This window comes from Paenibacillus baimaensis, from assembly GCF_025567575.1.
On sequence record NZ_JAOQIO010000034.1, the window covers coordinates 170,948 to 187,309 of the forward strand.

At 42.2% G+C, this 16,362-nt stretch carries 15 protein-coding genes; 11 read left to right on the plus strand and 4 right to left on the minus strand.

All coding sequences use genetic code 11. The features are described from left to right. Positions 1–267: 267 nt before the first annotated feature. Positions 268–774, minus strand: coding sequence for a PIG-L family deacetylase (locus tag OB236_RS11810; RefSeq protein ID WP_262684182.1), 507 nt, complete (start codon positions 772–774; stop codon positions 268–270). A gap of 445 nt (positions 775–1,219) precedes the next feature. On the opposite strand from OB236_RS11810, the gene OB236_RS11815 reads away from it, so the two are divergent. Then, a complete protein-coding gene (locus OB236_RS11815; RefSeq protein ID WP_262684183.1) occupies positions 1,220–1,663 on the plus strand; it encodes a hypothetical protein in 444 nt (147 codons plus the stop codon). Between the two features lie 151 nt (positions 1,664–1,814). Here OB236_RS11815 and OB236_RS11820 read toward each other — a convergent pair whose 3' ends face one another. Beyond that, on the minus strand, positions 1,815–2,405 hold the full coding sequence (locus tag OB236_RS11820; protein WP_262684184.1) for a TetR/AcrR family transcriptional regulator: 591 nt from the start codon (positions 2,403–2,405) through the stop codon (positions 1,815–1,817). A gap of 184 nt (positions 2,406–2,589) precedes the next feature. On the opposite strand from OB236_RS11820, the gene OB236_RS11825 reads away from it, so the two are divergent. The 6 genes from OB236_RS11825 to OB236_RS11850 all read left to right on the plus strand — a co-directional run bounded on the left by OB236_RS11825 (position 2,590) and on the right by OB236_RS11850 (position 8,501). Continuing rightward, positions 2,590–3,621 carry an aldo/keto reductase gene (locus OB236_RS11825; RefSeq protein WP_262684185.1) on the plus strand — a complete coding sequence of 344 codons (1,032 nt, stop codon included), beginning with the start codon at positions 2,590–2,592 and terminating at the stop codon, positions 3,619–3,621. Between the two features lie 786 nt (positions 3,622–4,407). Beyond that, positions 4,408–4,677 (plus strand): CD3324 family protein, encoded by a 270-nt coding sequence (locus tag OB236_RS11830; RefSeq protein WP_262684186.1) that lies wholly within the window; start codon positions 4,408–4,410, stop codon positions 4,675–4,677. 243 nt (positions 4,678–4,920) lie between these two features. Continuing rightward, a complete protein-coding gene (locus OB236_RS11835; protein ID WP_262684248.1) occupies positions 4,921–5,892 on the plus strand; it encodes an alpha/beta hydrolase in 972 nt (323 codons plus the stop codon). A 529-nt stretch (positions 5,893–6,421) separates the two neighbouring features. Then, the gene (locus tag OB236_RS11840; protein WP_076238140.1) at positions 6,422–6,769 is read left to right on the plus strand and encodes a VOC family protein; all 348 of its coding nucleotides are present in this window, start codon (positions 6,422–6,424) and stop codon (positions 6,767–6,769) included. Positions 6,770–6,960: 191 nt separating this feature from the next. Next, positions 6,961–7,431: a pentapeptide repeat-containing protein gene (locus OB236_RS11845; RefSeq protein ID WP_262684187.1), complete on the plus strand. Its 471-nt coding sequence runs from the start codon at positions 6,961–6,963 to the stop codon at positions 7,429–7,431. A gap of 173 nt (positions 7,432–7,604) precedes the next feature. Then, positions 7,605–8,501: an RCC1 domain-containing protein gene (locus OB236_RS11850; protein ID WP_262684188.1), complete on the plus strand. Its 897-nt coding sequence runs from the start codon at positions 7,605–7,607 to the stop codon at positions 8,499–8,501. 380 nt (positions 8,502–8,881) lie between these two features. Here OB236_RS11850 and OB236_RS11855 read toward each other — a convergent pair whose 3' ends face one another. Continuing rightward, positions 8,882–9,274 (minus strand): MerR family transcriptional regulator, encoded by a 393-nt coding sequence (locus tag OB236_RS11855; protein ID WP_262684189.1) that lies wholly within the window; start codon positions 9,272–9,274, stop codon positions 8,882–8,884. Between the two features lie 123 nt (positions 9,275–9,397). Here OB236_RS11855 and OB236_RS11860 point away from each other — a divergent pair, with 123 nt between their 5' ends. The 4 genes from OB236_RS11860 (at position 9,398) to OB236_RS11875 (ending at position 15,834) form a co-directional block, all read left to right on the plus strand. Further along, positions 9,398–10,156: an SDR family NAD(P)-dependent oxidoreductase gene (locus OB236_RS11860; protein WP_262684249.1), complete on the plus strand. Its 759-nt coding sequence runs from the start codon at positions 9,398–9,400 to the stop codon at positions 10,154–10,156. 805 nt (positions 10,157–10,961) lie between these two features. Continuing rightward, a complete protein-coding gene (locus OB236_RS11865) occupies positions 10,962–11,735 on the plus strand; it encodes a TerC family protein (RefSeq protein ID WP_262684190.1) in 774 nt (257 codons plus the stop codon). Between the two features lie 741 nt (positions 11,736–12,476). Then, on the plus strand, positions 12,477–12,713 hold the full coding sequence (locus tag OB236_RS11870) for a hypothetical protein (RefSeq protein ID WP_262684191.1): 237 nt from the start codon (positions 12,477–12,479) through the stop codon (positions 12,711–12,713). Between the two features lie 469 nt (positions 12,714–13,182). After that, positions 13,183–15,834 carry a family 16 glycoside hydrolase gene (locus OB236_RS11875; RefSeq protein WP_262684192.1) on the plus strand — a complete coding sequence of 884 codons (2,652 nt, stop codon included), beginning with the start codon at positions 13,183–13,185 and terminating at the stop codon, positions 15,832–15,834. Here the strand turns inward: OB236_RS11875 and OB236_RS40050 are convergent. Then, positions 15,773–16,156, minus strand: coding sequence for an SDR family NAD(P)-dependent oxidoreductase (locus OB236_RS40050; RefSeq protein ID WP_408638447.1), 384 nt, complete (start codon positions 16,154–16,156; stop codon positions 15,773–15,775). The two genes, OB236_RS11875 and OB236_RS40050, sit on opposite strands and share 62 nt — an antisense overlap. Between the last annotated feature and the right edge of the window lie 206 nt (positions 16,157–16,362).

Consider the following 16,362-nt stretch of genomic DNA (forward strand, 5'->3'; position numbering starts at 1 on the left):
ACTAAGTAGTGAAAGTCTCCAGCATACCGCAAGGTGGCGGGTCATATGTGACCTCCCGCTGAATATTTGCGTACTGCATTCACAGACGCATTCATCCATTTTACCGAATGAAACCAGCGGTGGCTCTCCCAACGATTAACATCGTGGCTCCCACTTCAATAACTCACTGGCTCTATGACACGTTTGTCCATTGAGATAACCCCCTTGATTTAGGATAGGTTCATTTTCTCATGGATGGGACTAATAATTAAAAAACAATTTTAAAATTCATCGTACTCGCTTAATGCTCTCAAACTGAATGTATTTCTCCAGACATTGAAAATCTTGACTTGAATAGTATTTTAACAATTTTTGTTTCTTTCTTAATAATGCTTTTTCCAGTTTCTCTTCAGAAGGAGCAAACACGTATAAATTTTTGTCTACCAGGCTATGAACGATTTGGGATAAAGCCTTATGCTGCGCGTGACCGTATTCCCCTGACGGGTTGTGGGTGACGACTTTTTCTATAGACCCGAGATATCTAGCAAGCACCGCGGCTAAATCCCTCCTTAAACTATACCGATCAAAATCGCCGTCCCATTCATCATAGTAATTCCATATTTCAAAATGGGCATCAATCTTCTTCATTACTTTAGTAAACTCGCCGCACCTCACCTGATTATCACCATTTGTAACACAAATAACCAACCAACCCTTTTCTTGTAATAACTGGGTTCCGCCAAAAATCGTTTCATCATCCGGATGGGCAACAATCATTATTTTATTGTAATTCATCCCTCACCATCTCCATACGTTCTGTTTGTATAGTTTTTATTCGTTGCAATAGAAAGTTTCATGCTTTTGTGATCAAAAAAAAATTGATCAAGGTTCTCGTGAATTAGCAGTGTAACTCAACTATATGTTTCATCTGTTCAGTTCCTTTATAACCCTTTGTCCCTGACCTCCTATTGACAAGCTAATATAGTAGATGCACATTCACGCCATTTGGTATGGATAAGTTACCCCAGCTATATTAATCATTTTTCCATTTTTTGAATACCCGGCAACATCTGAACAAAGCAACCACTTGTGTACAGATGTTTACAAATTAAATGCCACCAAAGCTCAAAAAGGCCCGTAAGCTCAGGGCCTTTTTATTTTCTTTATATTAGTTCCTCGAATCTGCAACTTTATAAGCATATATACAGTCTAATGAAAAATAGCAATACAGGAGGTATTTATGAAAAACAAAGCAATTGGCGCATGTCTTTTAATGGTTATGCTGATTTGTTCAGCTTGTTCTAATGTCGAAGCTCCGCAGCAGGAAGCAATATCAACTTCAATCAACCAAGCGAAACAGATTAATACACGTACTGAGCTGTTGAGAGTATATACGGATTTAACGGAGGAATCGAATTGGTGGGTTGTTCCAGAAAACGTTAGTACGATGACTATATATGCAGAGGCTGAAAATACAGAAACAGTTTTATTTTGGATAGCACCAACAGGGACGGAAACTGGGAGTGAAAGAAAACTCATTGGTTACGACATAGATGGGACTGATGGATGGTCTTACACATGGGAGTTCGGTAGTCGGACATTTCACGATCATATTCAAGTTCAGGCATTAGGAATTGATGGTTCTACACAAGCAAATATGTATATCAATGTACACACCCCTTAAATCTTACTGTCTATCAAAGTCTGGCATTACAGCTAACTAACGAGAAACGAAAGTGGAGGGGCTTGCTTAGCGGTATATCCTTAAAGTTTATGACCTAATACCATCATGCTTTTCGTTGAACTGCTCTGTTCTTTCAAAATAAGTTTCAATTTCAAACTTTGTGATCAAGACACGGTGTTTTACGTATATATAAGGTTAAAATTTTCGCTATATCTTCGGGAGGAATTGCACGATCAGTCTTAAACCAGTGTTGTATAATTCCAAACTGTGCATTCCCTAGATAAGCAATTACATAGTCAGAAAACAGGCTTTCATTATAAGTTTGATCTGGTTTCAGATTTTCATACAAGCGTGTGCCTACTAAATACTGGAGCCGTTCTCTTAATTCTGCTGGAGCTCCCGAATGGAATAGTGCTTTAAAAAAACTAGCATGCTTATGCAAGTATTGAAAGGCTTTGGTGATTGGAGGATAAGCTCCTTGATGATCAGGATGTTGCATCAACTCTTGAAGATTGATAGGTTCGAATACACTCAATAATCCTTGAATAAACGACGTTTCCTCAATCAGATGAAAAATATCTTTATAATGCAAATAAAAGGTGCCTCTATTTATTCCCGCTATTTCACAAAGGTTTTTAACTGTCAGCCCTTTAATACCTTCTTTCTCTAAAATATACAACAATGCGTTCTCCATTAGCGTACGACTGCGGATTACTCTCATATCAGTACTATTTTCGATCATTTGTTATCCTCCCACTATGAATATTGTACTTAATTATCAACACTATTGTCGATGTATCTATTAATCAACACTTGGCCTTTTATGTTCATTGACCCTCTCGTCATGCTTGATTATAATCGGTTCTATAGCCTTAATCAACACGAGTTCATTACCTTTGGGCTGTATAAATTTAAGGAGGAGAACGATGGAATATCGATATCTTGGAAGGACTGGTACTAAAGTCAGCGCGTTTGCGTTAGGCGGATCAAGTTTTGGATCTAGGACAAGCGAAGAAGAGAGCATAAAAATTATTGATGAAGCATTGAACTTTGGCATCAATCTGATTGATACATCTAATAGATACGGAAAGGGGGAATCAGAACGTATTATCGGTAAAGCTATTAAGAACAAGCGGCAGAATGTCATATTAGCTTCTAAATTTGGAGCGGAGGCTACTAATGAATTAAATCAAAGTGGTGCATCTCGTCGTTGGATACGAACTGCTGTTGAACAAAGTCTATTACGTTTGCAAACCGATTATATAGACCTTTATCAGCTTCATCTTCCTTTTGAATTTGTTGCCTATGAGGAGATTCTAATAACGTTGAACGATTTGGTGAAGGAAGGGAAAATTCATCATATCGGCACTTCAAATCACCTGGGTTGGCAAATTGTTCAAGCACAAGCCATTAGTGATCGATATCATATTCAGCGATTTGTAAGTGAGCAAACACCATATTCTATTATTAATCGACGAATGGAATTTGAACTTGCTGAAATAGCTAAACAATATGACCTTTCTCTATTTGTGTACAGTCCCTTATCTGGTGGCTTACTAACTGGAAAATACACGGCTGGTCAGGCCGCACAAAGCGATTCACGAGCTGCTACATTAAAAGGATATGTGGATACATTAGATCCTGAACTAGCTGAAAATGAATATAAGTTTAAGATAATTGCAAAGTTGCAACAGCTGGCAAATGAAGCGGGGATTTCACTAGCGGATATGGCGATAGCTTTTACCCAAAGTCATCCATCCGTCACATCAACTCTATGGGGACCACGCACTTTAGAGCAATTGAAAGCCTATATTTCCGGTTCACAGATGAGGCTCGGCACAGATGTGTTGGATGCTATTGATGCAATTGTTCCACCAGGCAAACGTATCGATGACAAAGAGCAAACTTGGACTCCTGAGTGGATGAGTACCGAACGGCGCAGGCGACACATTAACTGAAGAGTCATTGGAAGGGGAATTAGCCTGCTCTTAAATAATTGATTTCGATTGGTAATATCACTTATGATGACACTTTCTGTGAAAGTAATGAATGGTGTTTTTGTAGGGTGTAAGGACTGTTCTGATATTTTCTCTCAGTGGTTTGACTACTGAGAGATTTTTTTGACTGTATTTTGAAATTTTTGAGAAATCCATAGCAAATCAGAAGTATGTTCACCAAGGAAATAAAAGTTCACGCAACCGTCCATCGTCGAGATGCGGTATTTATGAGTCGGACGAATAAGGCAGGGAGATCGTGTTTGACTAAACGGGAGCTATGCTCGTTGACCCAAACATAAGAACACAAATGCTGCATCCTGTCGGGATAGAGTTCAGACGGGCTTTTTATGTTGTAAATGAAGAACGGATGCAGTACACGGCAAGCGAAGCCGACAGATGGATTTGCACATCGTTTTGTCGTTTCTCTGTCGGGCGGATAAGATGGAAGAGGAGACGACTGTGCGTGAGGTATCGGATGAACGGGCAATAACATGAAAAAAGGGGCAAATGATCATGTCAACATGATTACAGGGCGAATTAATTTGAAGTATGGTATACTGGAAAAATAAAGGGGGTGCTTTACTGATGGAGAATCTCTTAAGATTGTCTGTGACTTCTTTCACTCATGCAAAGCCAATATTGGAAAAGCGTTACTTTGTATGGGGCGAAATTTTTTCTAACGCTGAATAAGCTTTTTCTAATATTGTGGCTTTGCAACCTTATTTCCAAAATAAGGAGTGAAGCGGATTGAAATATACGAATGCAAAAAAAATATTACCCGAAAAGCTAATCATAGAGATTCAACAGTATGTCCAGGGAGAGACGATTTACATTCCTAAGCAGGAGAAGGAATATAATCATTGGGGAAGCTTAAGTGGTGGAAGACAGTGGTTAGATCACCGAAATGCTGCTATTAGACACGCTTTTAAGAAAAATAGCAGTATTGAACAGCTTGCTAAGGACTATTTTCTCTCCATTGAAACCATTAAGAAAATTGTTTATTCAGGAAATAAGTAGCAAAGGACACTGATGAAGTTTCTTCATCAGTGTTTTTTATGTCGAAAACGATTCTAAATTATTGTTTTCATTTTAATAGCTTATTGTGCTCTTTAGAATATGAATAGGCGGAACAGGAGGCAATGCGGCAAGAGAAAAAGTATCTTTTGAAATCAAAGGGGAATACTGAACCCATCATCATGCGATTTCAGGGAGAGCAACAAGTGAATGGAAATTATCAAGAAAGCGGGGGAAACGGTAACTATGAACGAACAAAAAAGCAGAAGCAGGCATCTGATTGATCAGGAGATTATTAGTGCGATTGATTTATATCCGACAAGCGATCTTTCTGATACTACGCTAATGGAATCACGGCAAAATCAATCAAAAATGGTACCGCAAATCGATGTAACGCAGCTGTTTCCTGTCACATTCGAAGAAAGGGCGGTGCCCAGTTATTTTGGAGGCCCCGATATTCGCATAGAAATTATTAAACCCCACCAACCCAAGTACAATAAGATGCCGTTATATTATTCGATTCACGGTGGGGGAATGGTTTTAGGAAGTCCGGTCGTTGATCGTCGAGGGAATGCGGCACTGGCTGCGCAACATGGTTTTTGCTGCGTATCTGTGTACTACAGACTAGCGCCGGAACATATTCAGCCAAGTCAATTGCAGGATTGTTATTCAGGCCTGAAATGGTGCATTGAACATGCCGAGGAATTAGCGATAGATACTCAGAAAGTAGCACTTGCGGGCAGCAGCGCCGGTGGCGGATTAGCAGCGGGTCTTTCCCTATACGTTCGCGATCAGAAGGAATTCGACATCCATCATCTAAGACTGCGCAGCCCAATGCTCGATGACCGTACGAGTATCTCGTCAGAGCATCCATATGCTGGCGAGTTTGTTTGGACAAGAAGAAGCAATTATTTTGGCTGGAAATCGGTATTAGGGCATGAACCCGGTCAAGAGGGGACAAGCGAGTATTACGTGCCTGCGTATGCAAAATCGTTGGCTGGTTTACCACCAACTTATATAAGCATAGGTAGCATTGACTTGTTTATAGATGAAGCCTTAATGTTTGCAAAACAACTAGCCTTTGACGGTGTCTTAATTGAATTACATGTATACCCTGGATATCATCATTTGGCTCCAGCGTTTCCGAATGCTCATTATTCTCAAGAAGGCGCCAAATCAAGTGAATACGCCTTACTGAAAGCTCTGGAATTACTTTGATAGACTTTATAAAACAAATACGCTTATCAATAATCCCCGGAAATAATGAAGAGAAAAAAGCTGCTGAAAAATATTTGGCAGGCTTGAAAATAATATCAATAATTCGATAAAACTAATTTTTTACAAACATATTGATCGGAAGCACCGGAAATAAAACCACAAGGACAACATACCGATGCCACTGAAAAAGTCCGCAAAATCAAAAAAGTAACTTCTACACAATTTATGTGTGCGAAAGTTGCTTTTTTGTAATCCAAGTGAAGCTTTTTATTGTGCAAAAGGGCTTTTGCAAATTCTGCCCATAGAACGTTGGTGTACGACAAGAATGTAGGAAGACTTGTATCGGGTGATAAAAACATTATCTCATTCCCGACGAATTCTCTTTAAAGCGAAAAGGAGGTATACGAAAACTCCCATCGGGATTAATACGGACGGGCAGTATAGTTGAAAAAGGAAATTAAATTTAAATCTCGAATATCTAATGTAATCGGATAACTAAAAATTTGATGACAGACAGGAGTTAGATACGATGATAAAAGGTTTCGGAGGAATATTTTGGAGAACTAAGAATCTTGAAGCTATAAAAAAATGGTACAGTGAAGTGTTGAAGATTGAAATAGAAAATTGGAATGGGACTGTGATAAAACCCGAATTAGGAAATGAGACTATCTTTTCTTTCTTTACCGAGAATGACAGTTATTTTCCAACTGAACAACAAGTGATGTTAAATTTCCAAGTACATAATCTGAACGAGACTATTAAGCATCTTGAACATATTGGTGTACCTCTTGCAAAGAAAAAAGAGATTAGTGAATTTGGAAAGTTTATTTGGATTGAAGATCCTGAAGGTCGACTGGTCGAGCTTTGGGAGAAGTAACGAGTTGTATTATAGCTCAATAAACAACTAAGACGCGGCTGCTGGCATAGATCGGCTGCCGCATTGTGCTAGCTAACGGGTAGTAGAGCGTGATGGTTACATGCTTGTTATTTTAGATATATGGGAAATAAAGGGATTCCCAAAGATGTATTGAATATTGTTTGATATTAGTGATTTGGAGGTTGATGAAGATGGAAATAAAAGTTGAACGTTTAGATTTTGAAATGGCGGACATTTCTGGGTCGAGGTTTCAGAAGGTTAAAGCAGAGGAATTAAATTTTGACAATGTTAATATGGCCAAGACGCAAATTAATAATGCAAATATGAGAGGAATGGCATTAAACGATGTAAATATGTCCGAGCTTAGAATTTCGGATGCTAATCTCTCAGGTACAGAAATCAAAAATGCTAATTTTAGTCATGCTGTTATTGACCATGTTCATTTATTTGGTACTGAATTTCGTAATGTAGTTCTCCCTATGGAAGGCGATGGTAATTACAATCCAAATGGTGTTTACAAACCAATTAGCTTTATTAATTGTGACCTCTCTAACAGTCAATTAACAAACTGTAATTTAGCAAATATGGATATTCGCGATTGCGATATATCTGGATTGAAGATTAACGGGGTGTTAGTAGAAGACCTAATAAATAAAAAATAAAAATGAATCATCAATTATTCAAGTAACGAAAAACGAGAGTGCAGGAGCTGCTTGTGGCGGTTCCTTTTTTATTTCCGTTGAAGTAAAGGGCAGCATAGTTTAATGGTGTTTGCGAAGTTCGCAAGGAGCATGACCTGATAATAAAATAGGTCTTGTTTTCAAGGAGGTAAAACATGGATTACACTTCACCGATTGAAGCGGCGTTAAAGGTGAAACGGTGGCCTAAAGATACCATAGCGGCGGGTCGTCGTCATACCGTTGGTCTTAAATCGGACGGAACGGTGACGGCTGTGGGTGATAATAAATATGGCCAATGCGATGTAAGCGGCTGGCGCGATATGGTGGCGGTGGCGGCTGGTAATGTTCATATGGCAACGAACACGGGTAATGCTCATACAATCGGGCTTACATCTGACGGCACGGTGGCGGCTGTGGGTTGGAATAAGCATGACCAATGCGATGTAAACGACTGGTGCGATATTGTAGCGGTCGCGGCGGGTTGGCGTCGTACCGTCGGGCTTAAATCGGATGGCACGGTGGTCGCTGTGGGTCGAAATAATGAAGGCCAATGTAATGTAAGCAGCTGGCATGATATGGTGGCGGTAGCGGCGGGTGACTGGCATACCGTCGGGCTTAAATTGGACGGAACGGTGACGGTTGTGGGTAATAATCGGTATGGCCAATGTAATGTAAGCGACTGGCGCGACATAGTGGCGGCAGCGGCGGGTTACCTTCATACCGTCGGCCTTACATCTGACGGCACAGTGGCGGCTGTGGGTTGGAATAAGCATGACCAATGCAATGTAAGCGATTGGCGCGATATGGTGGCGATAGCGGTGGGTAGTAATCATACAATCGGGCTTAAATCGGATGGTACGGTGGCGGCTGTGGGTTGGAATGAGCATGGCCAATGTAATGTAAGCGGCTGGCGCGATATTGTGGCGGTAGCCGCGGGTTGCGCTCATACTCTCGGACTTAAATCGGACGGAACGGTGGTTGCTGTGGGTGATAATGAATATGGCCAATGCGATGTAAGCGACTGGCGTGGCATCCAACTGCCCGGCAATTAGTAAATAATACATATAAGCCTTAAGTCTGTGGGACGTCGTAAATACGGGAATGTTACGAGAAGGTATTATGCTAAAGGGCAGAAATGCTTAAGAATCGTTAACTTAATAATGATTTGATATGATTGTATCAATGGTGGATATCTTTCACGGTAAGTTGCCTATCTATTTCGAGAAATACGAAAAAAAACGAATAACGGCTCTTTCGCAAACGATGCGAACAGAACCGTTATTTTGCCATTGTTCCACGGAACTAAAATCGGCGGTGGAATTTGAGAGAATATCGGGATTGAAACTGTGGATCCATCCGAAATTATTACGTCAAATGATATTATTATGTAATGATATAGTTCTTATGAGACTGAGAGTAATGTAGTTGATCATTAATTCTTCATGTTTGTCTCGCAAGCGGAGGATTGCTTCTGTTCAATCTTCTTTTTGTAGCCCGCGATTTTTGCCTCCAGCAAGTGATCCGTCGCATTCAGGCTCTCGATTTGTTGTTGAATAAAGGCGCGGTGCGCTTGCAGTAAATTCAACCGTGCTTCCGCGGTATGCTCACCTTCTAAGACGTATTGTGCATACTTTTTGATTTGGACAATGGGCATTTGGGCTTCTTTAAGCTTGAGTACGAATTGTAGCCATTGGAGATGTAAATCGCTGTAGACTCGATTTCCTTGGGAATTGCGATCCGGCTTAACGATTTGCTCTCGCTCGTAATAGCGCAGGGTGTATGTGCTGAGGTCCAACAAGTTGGCAAGCTGACTAATAGAATACATGCGGTGTCTGGTCTCCTTTGCGGAATCAACGATCCGCTCGAACGTAGTTTGAAAATAGTTTGACTTAGAGTTAACTGTAATGAGTATAATTCTTAATTGAGAGGAAAAAAAGGAGGAATTATGATGAAATACACCGTCATTACGGGTGCCAGCTCTGGGATCGGATATGAAACAGCACTCGCATTCGCAGCGCGCGGCAAAAACTTGATTATCGTTGCCCGCAGGTTGGATAATTTGGAAGAGCTGAAGTCTCGAATTCAGCAGATGCATGCTGACGTTCAAGTGGTCATTCGAACAACGGATCTATCCATTTCCGGCAATGCGCTCAAACTTTACGAAGATCTAAAGGCGTATCAGATTGAAACGTGGATCAACAATGCGGGTTTCGGCAACTTCGCTTCGGTCGGCGAGCAAAATCTGGACAAGATCCAAGCTCTGCTGCATCTGAACATCGAGACGCTCACCCTACTCAGCTCACTCTACGTTCACGATTACGCCTCAGCGGAAGGAACGCAGCTCATAAACATTTCATCGGGCGGCGGATATACAATAGTGGGCAATGCGATCACGTATTGCGCGAGTAAATTCTATGTCAGTGCATTTACGGAAGGACTTGCCCACGAACTGAAAGCGAATGGTGCGAAAATGAAGGCGAAGGTGTTGGCCCCGGCTGCGACCGAAACGGAGTTCGCCAAACGCTCGATGGATTTGGAGCAGTTTGAATATACAGGTATCGTTCCGAAGTTCCACACGGCAGAGCAAATGGCCGGATTCTTGCTGGAACTGTATGATAGCGACAAAGTGGTTGGCATCGTCGATGGTTATACTTACAACTTCGAATTGAAAGACCCAATTTTTCCGTATGTAGCAATGATTAGATAAACTTAATTCGTTAGGGTAATTATTTCGGTTTTGGTGCAAGAAAAAAACAAAAACGTGTGAGTCAATAACAACGGGTCGGAAAAAGTAAGCGTTGATGGAAATTCGAATGGCATTATCCGAATGAAATAATAGATTGGAAAACCGCATAAATGCCGAGCTTTTGTTTTCATTCGGTCAAGTTATTGTCGTTCGTCGAAGACAATAACTTGACCCTTTTGTTGGTGATAATTCATAGTGCAATATGGCAATATCAAAGTATTATGAAAACGCATATGTTTGTGTCGCAAATGTATCTTTGTCGGAAGTCAACATCATTATTACATTGAAAGTCGCTTAAATTGCGGCTTTTTTAGTTATAGTAATGTTACTGTTTTCACAAACTAACAAGCAAACTTTCTTGGCTCAATCATGTAAAAGGACAATCCTACTGAGGAGGCAGCGAATAAAGCTCAGTCTGTCCTCGTCAACTTATACATTAAGTCGACCATCAAATTTACTGCGAAAGTTTTGTTCAATACTGAATTAAGGCGCTCGTCGGTTCTTTTAATATTTCCAACAGTTGGGTAACGGTAGCTGTCCCTTAACAAATGCCGTTACTCAACTTAATGACAGTAACACGCAGAAAAATCAACACATCCAATGAAACTTACAATATAAACTTTCGTAATAGTCTATAATCAGAGGCTACCTCGTTAAGCTATAGGCTAGATAACGAGCGAATTCGTTCTGAAATCGGGAAAATGGGGAAATGGTATATTAAAGGCAAGGAAAATAAAGCTAACATTTTGGGGAGGGGCAATAGTAATTGGAATCACTCTGGCTGCAGTATGCGTGGACATTATTAATTCTTATTGGATTGGAGGGCTTGCTATCGGCCGATAATGCGCTTGTTCTGGCGGTAATCGCGAAACATTTACCGGAGGACCAGAAGAAGAGAGCCATTAATTATGGAATCATTATGGCCTTTGCTTTCCGGTTTGCTGCTCTTTTTGCGATTTCTTTTATCGCCAATGTTTGGCAAGTGCAGGCGATTGGGGCAGCCTATCTTCTATATCTCGGTTTAAAGCACATCATCCAAGCACGCATAAGCAAAGGAAAGGAAACTCTTCACGGTGAGGTGGCAGAACAATCCGCTGGGAAAGGCTTCTGGCCAACTGTAGGAAAGATTGCTTTTGCGGATCTTGCATTTGCGATTGATTCCATTCTTGCTGCAGTAGCTCTTGCGCTTGGTCTGCCGGATTCGCCGCTTGGCGATTTCGGCGGAATGGACGGAGGACAATTTATTGTAGTCGTACTTGGTGGTATTGCTGGTTTAGTCTTAATAAAATACGCGGCTACATGGTTTGTGAAGTTGCTTGAGCAACGCCCCGCTCTGGAGACAACGGCTTATGCGATCGTAGCCTGGGTTGGGGTGAAGCTTACCGTAATTACCCTTGCTCATGGCGATATTGGTGTCTTAGATCAACATTTCCCACATAGCACAGGTTGGACTCTTATCTTTTATGGGGTTTTGGTTGCTATTGTCATTCTTGGCTGGTTTGCGCCGGCTAACAAACAATCTCAAGCAGATCATACCTAATTGAATATACACACTCTAATTAAATTCATATGGGAAATGGATGGACTTTATATGCACCCACAATAGCTTTGTGGCACAACATGAGCATACCATAATAGTTACAAAGAATCAGCTAATAATCGTGACTGCAGTATAGTAGAACCTTTAAAAAACTGCTGCACATCTCTTATGTATTTTTGAATTCCGCGAGGCTTTTGTGCAGCCAATAAACAAAGGTTCATGAAAATGGAGACCAATAGGACTCTCGGTTAGAGAAGAATGTCGTTGTTCTGGTGAAAAGCGATAATGGAAAAAGGGTTATATCCAAAAGGCAGTGCGCAGGATGGAAGGAACCTCGTCCTTATTTCGATCGAAAAACGCGAGATGAGAGAATAGAAGCACGTATGGTGCAAAGCTTATCCTTATGGGAGAGATCGGAAAGGAAGCTGACCGCAAAGCGCTAACGGGTATACTCGCTCATTCGAGGTATGCCCGTTTTGCTTTTCCATAAGATAGCACCAGAAATACAAAGATTGCCACCTTTTGGGAGAATACGATGCTGGCTATACTAAACACATCACATCTTTGCCCGAGATGAGTATGAGCGAATCCGAACTGCAAACGGGGGACGGCTCTTGTCCAAGGCCAGAAGGCGAGATCAGGCCGGAGGAGACTGTTTTGCATCAACTACGACCTGTAATTTGCTTCTCGTCCCCGGATTGCTAAGGCGTTTGGCGGCCAGCCTTGCTCAACTGGTCCGACATGCCGAAGACGCTCGATGCACTGACCAAGAGCTTGCCTACCGCCAAAGCCATCTACATCTTGATGTTGAAAAGCAAGGTTGGCAGGGCGGGGATGTCCGTCTTGAACGGCTTCGACCGGCTTAGTTATGCGCCTAAAGCTTCCAAGTACCCGGAAGACGCAGTTAGGTGGATGGACACCAAGCGGGAGACACAAACCTTTAAGGGTATGGTGATCAGCGAAGAGAGTAAACACTAACACACAATATAGACAGCGCTTACAAACTGATTCTACCGATCTTTAAAACGGATGCGCCTGTACGACGCCTGGAACTTCATCAACAACTCGCAGCCGGAGAACACGAAATTTTTGGACGCGCTTGGCTTCGCGCCGTACTCGCCGAGTTCTCGAAGGACTACTCGAAGGATTACCAGAATCTTGAGACAATGACGGGAACTATATGACGAAGCTCAATTTCGGTGCCAAGAAGATCAGCGGTTTGGACGCATTAATCGTCAAGTACAAAGTTATTCGTCCGGCATCGTGCTGCTCTCTCCGGAGGCGCCGTACGAGACGCCTCGGCGGGTTCCGCTACGATGTCATTTTCCCGGGCGGGATGAATCTGGAAACTCTGGGGAGGTGAAAAATTATTACGGCGCAGAGGATATGTGGAATGCCTGGCGACCAGTCATGATGGAAAAAACATTAATTTTAGTGGGAGGTATTTATGCTTAAAAGCAAAGTATATGGTTTATTGTTACTTCTTGCCGTAATTATATCAACTACAGGATTTTTACCACAGACATCACATGCGGCCGCAGTTATTCAAAATTACCCGATGCCATCCATTTATACCGCATCCAACGTATTTTCATTGAAAGCGGATAACCAATCGGTTCCAGTAATCAGCTATAAGGATGACTATGACTATGCTCAATTTTCTTTCTCCGGCGCGGTTAGTATCGAAGTTACTGCTAATGTGCCGATTACATCTTATTCCATCAGTCCAATGGCCAAAAACATCGAGGGGACGGTCAACGGGAACAAGCTAACATTTACGCTTTCTTCTTCAACCTATGTGATCGTAAAAATCAATGACCAGACGAAGAAAATTGTCATCGCAGCAGATCCCTTGGAGACGAATATTCCCTCGTCCACAGGAGCCGGGATCTATAATGTGACCCATTCGCCATACAATGCGGATAATACGGGGACATCGATGGCATCGAACGCGATTCAGCAGGCTATCGATGCCGCCTATCAAGCTGGCGGCGGCGTTGTATTTGTTCCAGCCGGTGTCTATAAGAGCGGGAACCTGACATTAAAAAGCAATGTAACCTTTTATCTGGCCGGAGGCGCCGTCATTGTCGGTACAGGCAAGGGTGAAGACTACGCGATAGATTTCCGCAAGGATTCACGAAATGCGGATGGAACGTATTTTATTCGTACTGCCGTAGACTCCAGCAATATTACCTTACGGGGACGGGGAACCATTGATGGAAAGGGCATAGCGATGCGAGAACGATTGATGCCGTCACCGAATAAAAATGAAGGATTCTTGAATAACCTGCTGGTTCCGATCGCAACCACAAACTTTAATTTTGATGGTTTAATATTGCGGGATGGCGGTTTTTGGTCGTTCATGGTTGTTCGTTCCGACAATGTGACCATAAAAAATCTCAAGGGATTCCAGGATTTATACAAAATTGAGAATGATGTTATCGATATAAACGAGAGTCAGAACGTGCTTGTTAAACATGCGATTGCAATATCGGATGATGACACTTATTCTACTAAAACCTGGCTGCAAACGGGGATGTCCAAAGGGTGGCCGGGAGCGCTTGAACATTTGGAAAATGTGGTCTTCGATGACGCTTTTGCATGGACAAGATGCGCGGCTTTCAAGATTGGTATGGGAGTAGCACAGCCGCAGATCGGAGTGACCATCCGAAATTCATATGTGTATCAAAGTGCCCGGGCATTGCTGATTGATCATGGTTACCAATATAATACGCTTCCGGAGGAAGGTTACGCTCAAAATATTACGTTTGAGAATATCGATATCGAACGAGTCGGTATCAATCAATTCGGGAACTATTGGCTTGGAGTTTCTACTAGTACTTCCGGCGATGTAAACAATGTTATATTAAAGAACATTAATGTTCGCGAGCTGGGATCTGAGCAATCCAGAATTTCCGGGAATGTCACCAAAGGCGGGATGGTTAACGGTGTCATGTTCTCAGATGTTTATATTAAAGGCAAACTCGCAACAAACCTGAGCGACTTGAAAGTTACCGTTAATAGCAATGTAAACGGCATCAACTTTGCCAATTCCAAGCCGCTGTTCAGCGACAATTTCGAAGACGGAGATACGGCGGGATGGACATCCGTTACAGGCGGCTGGACCGTACCGACAGTCGGCACGAATAAAGTGCTGTCCAGCGGCAGCCAGACAACCACATCCCTGATTACCGCCAATGCCGGCGGCTCATGGACGGATTACGCGTACGAAGCCAGAGCGAAAATGGGCATTACCGATGCCAATGCAGGCATTGTCTTCAGGGTTCAGGACGCCAATAATTATTATATGTATCGAATTAATTCATCGAATCAAAAGCTGGAGTTGTACAAATCCGTGAACGGACAACTGGCGTCTGTAGCCAATACTCCGTTCATAGCCCTGGAGAAGCAGTTCTATACGGTTAAGGCGGTTATAAAGGGTAACAAGATTTTCTGTTATGTGGATGGAGAATTAAAAATGGAATGGACCAATCCAATAACAGAACTGACAACAGGAGGAATCGGATTCCGCACCACCTCGGCAGGCGTCCATTTTGACGATGTAACTGTTACCCCAATCCTCCTATTCAGCGACAATTTTGAAGATGGAAATACGACAGGATGGGCGTCTGCTTCCGGTTCTTGGAGTGTGACAACAGACGGCACGAAAGTATTGACCCAAAATAATTCAGCCACTGCCCTCATTACCAACGGTGATGCATGGACGGATTATACGTATGAAGCTAAAGCGAAAATGCCCATCGCTGATGCCAATGCAGGCATTATATTCAGGGTACAGAATGCCACTAATTACTATATGTATCGAATCAATGTATCGAATCAAAAGCTGGAGTTGTACAAGTCCGTGAATGGACAACTGACCCAAGTATCCAGCACCTCTTTCACAACTCAGGCGAACCAGTGGTATACGATTAAGGCCTCCGTTCAAGGCAATACCATAAAAGGTTATGTGAATGGGGCATTAAAGACGGAATGGACCAATCCTGTAACGGAATTGACAGCAGGGAAAATCGGATTCAGGACCACCTCGGCGGGTGTATCTTTTGATGACGCTTTGGTTCTGGCTCCTCCTGCCTAATGTCGGTCGGCGAGCATAAGAAGGAGCTGTCCCCAAAGCCATGAAACGGCTGCGCGGGACAGCTTCGTTTCGTGTTGGATATTACACGAATAATTTGTGCCTTCCAGTAATTATCTCTCCCATCAATAACCGTCATCTTGCCTTTCTCTCTTGTTTCTGACCATAATGCCTCACTCCAAGAAATGATAAATGCCTTTGTTGCACCATAAACGGCCATGAAGGGCATCGATTGAAAACCGGCTGCTGCTGCTACATTGATAATGGCTCCTTGATGGCGTTCAAGTATGTCTTGCAAAAAGAGGTGCGCTAGTTCCAGAAACATTAAATAAGGGGTTTCACATACTAGTCATATCTAATATGTGAAACCCCTTATTGTTAAACTATCATACTCCATTAGTCTTATAAAACTTGATAGAGAAGAACTTATCCATATTCTACTATCATCTTCATGGTTCCAAACATAAATATCGTTTTAATCACCTAAGGAGCTCACCGAACTTTCGCTTGCACGTCCAAACAGCGGCTTTC

What these genes read in the sequence shown, in the direction of transcription:
- OB236_RS11820 (WP_262684184.1), bottom strand. Translation starts at nt 2,405, where the DNA reads ATGATCGAAAATAGTACTGATATGAGAGTAATCCGCAGTCGTACGCTA.
- OB236_RS11850 (WP_262684188.1), top strand. Translation starts at nt 7,605, where the DNA reads ATGGATTACACTTCACCGATTGAAGCGGCGTTAAAGGTGAAACGGTGG.
- OB236_RS11860 (WP_262684249.1), top strand. Translation starts at nt 9,398, where the DNA reads ATGAAATACACCGTCATTACGGGTGCCAGCTCTGGGATCGGATATGAA.
- OB236_RS11825 (WP_262684185.1), top strand. Translation starts at nt 2,590, where the DNA reads ATGGAATATCGATATCTTGGAAGGACTGGTACTAAAGTCAGCGCGTTT.
- OB236_RS11840 (WP_076238140.1), top strand. Translation starts at nt 6,422, where the DNA reads ATGATAAAAGGTTTCGGAGGAATATTTTGGAGAACTAAGAATCTTGAA.
- OB236_RS11870 (WP_262684191.1), top strand. Translation starts at nt 12,477, where the DNA reads ATGCCGAAGACGCTCGATGCACTGACCAAGAGCTTGCCTACCGCCAAA.
- OB236_RS11835 (WP_262684248.1), top strand. Translation starts at nt 4,921, where the DNA reads ATGAACGAACAAAAAAGCAGAAGCAGGCATCTGATTGATCAGGAGATT.
- OB236_RS11845 (WP_262684187.1), top strand. Translation starts at nt 6,961, where the DNA reads ATGGAAATAAAAGTTGAACGTTTAGATTTTGAAATGGCGGACATTTCT.
- OB236_RS11855 (WP_262684189.1), bottom strand. Translation starts at nt 9,274, where the DNA reads ATGTATTCTATTAGTCAGCTTGCCAACTTGTTGGACCTCAGCACATAC.
- OB236_RS11875 (WP_262684192.1), top strand. Translation starts at nt 13,183, where the DNA reads ATGCTTAAAAGCAAAGTATATGGTTTATTGTTACTTCTTGCCGTAATT.
- OB236_RS40050 (WP_408638447.1), bottom strand. Translation starts at nt 16,156, where the DNA reads ATGTTTCTGGAACTAGCGCACCTCTTTTTGCAAGACATACTTGAACGC.
- OB236_RS11815 (WP_262684183.1), top strand. Translation starts at nt 1,220, where the DNA reads ATGAAAAACAAAGCAATTGGCGCATGTCTTTTAATGGTTATGCTGATT.
- OB236_RS11810 (WP_262684182.1), bottom strand. Translation starts at nt 774, where the DNA reads ATGAATTACAATAAAATAATGATTGTTGCCCATCCGGATGATGAAACG.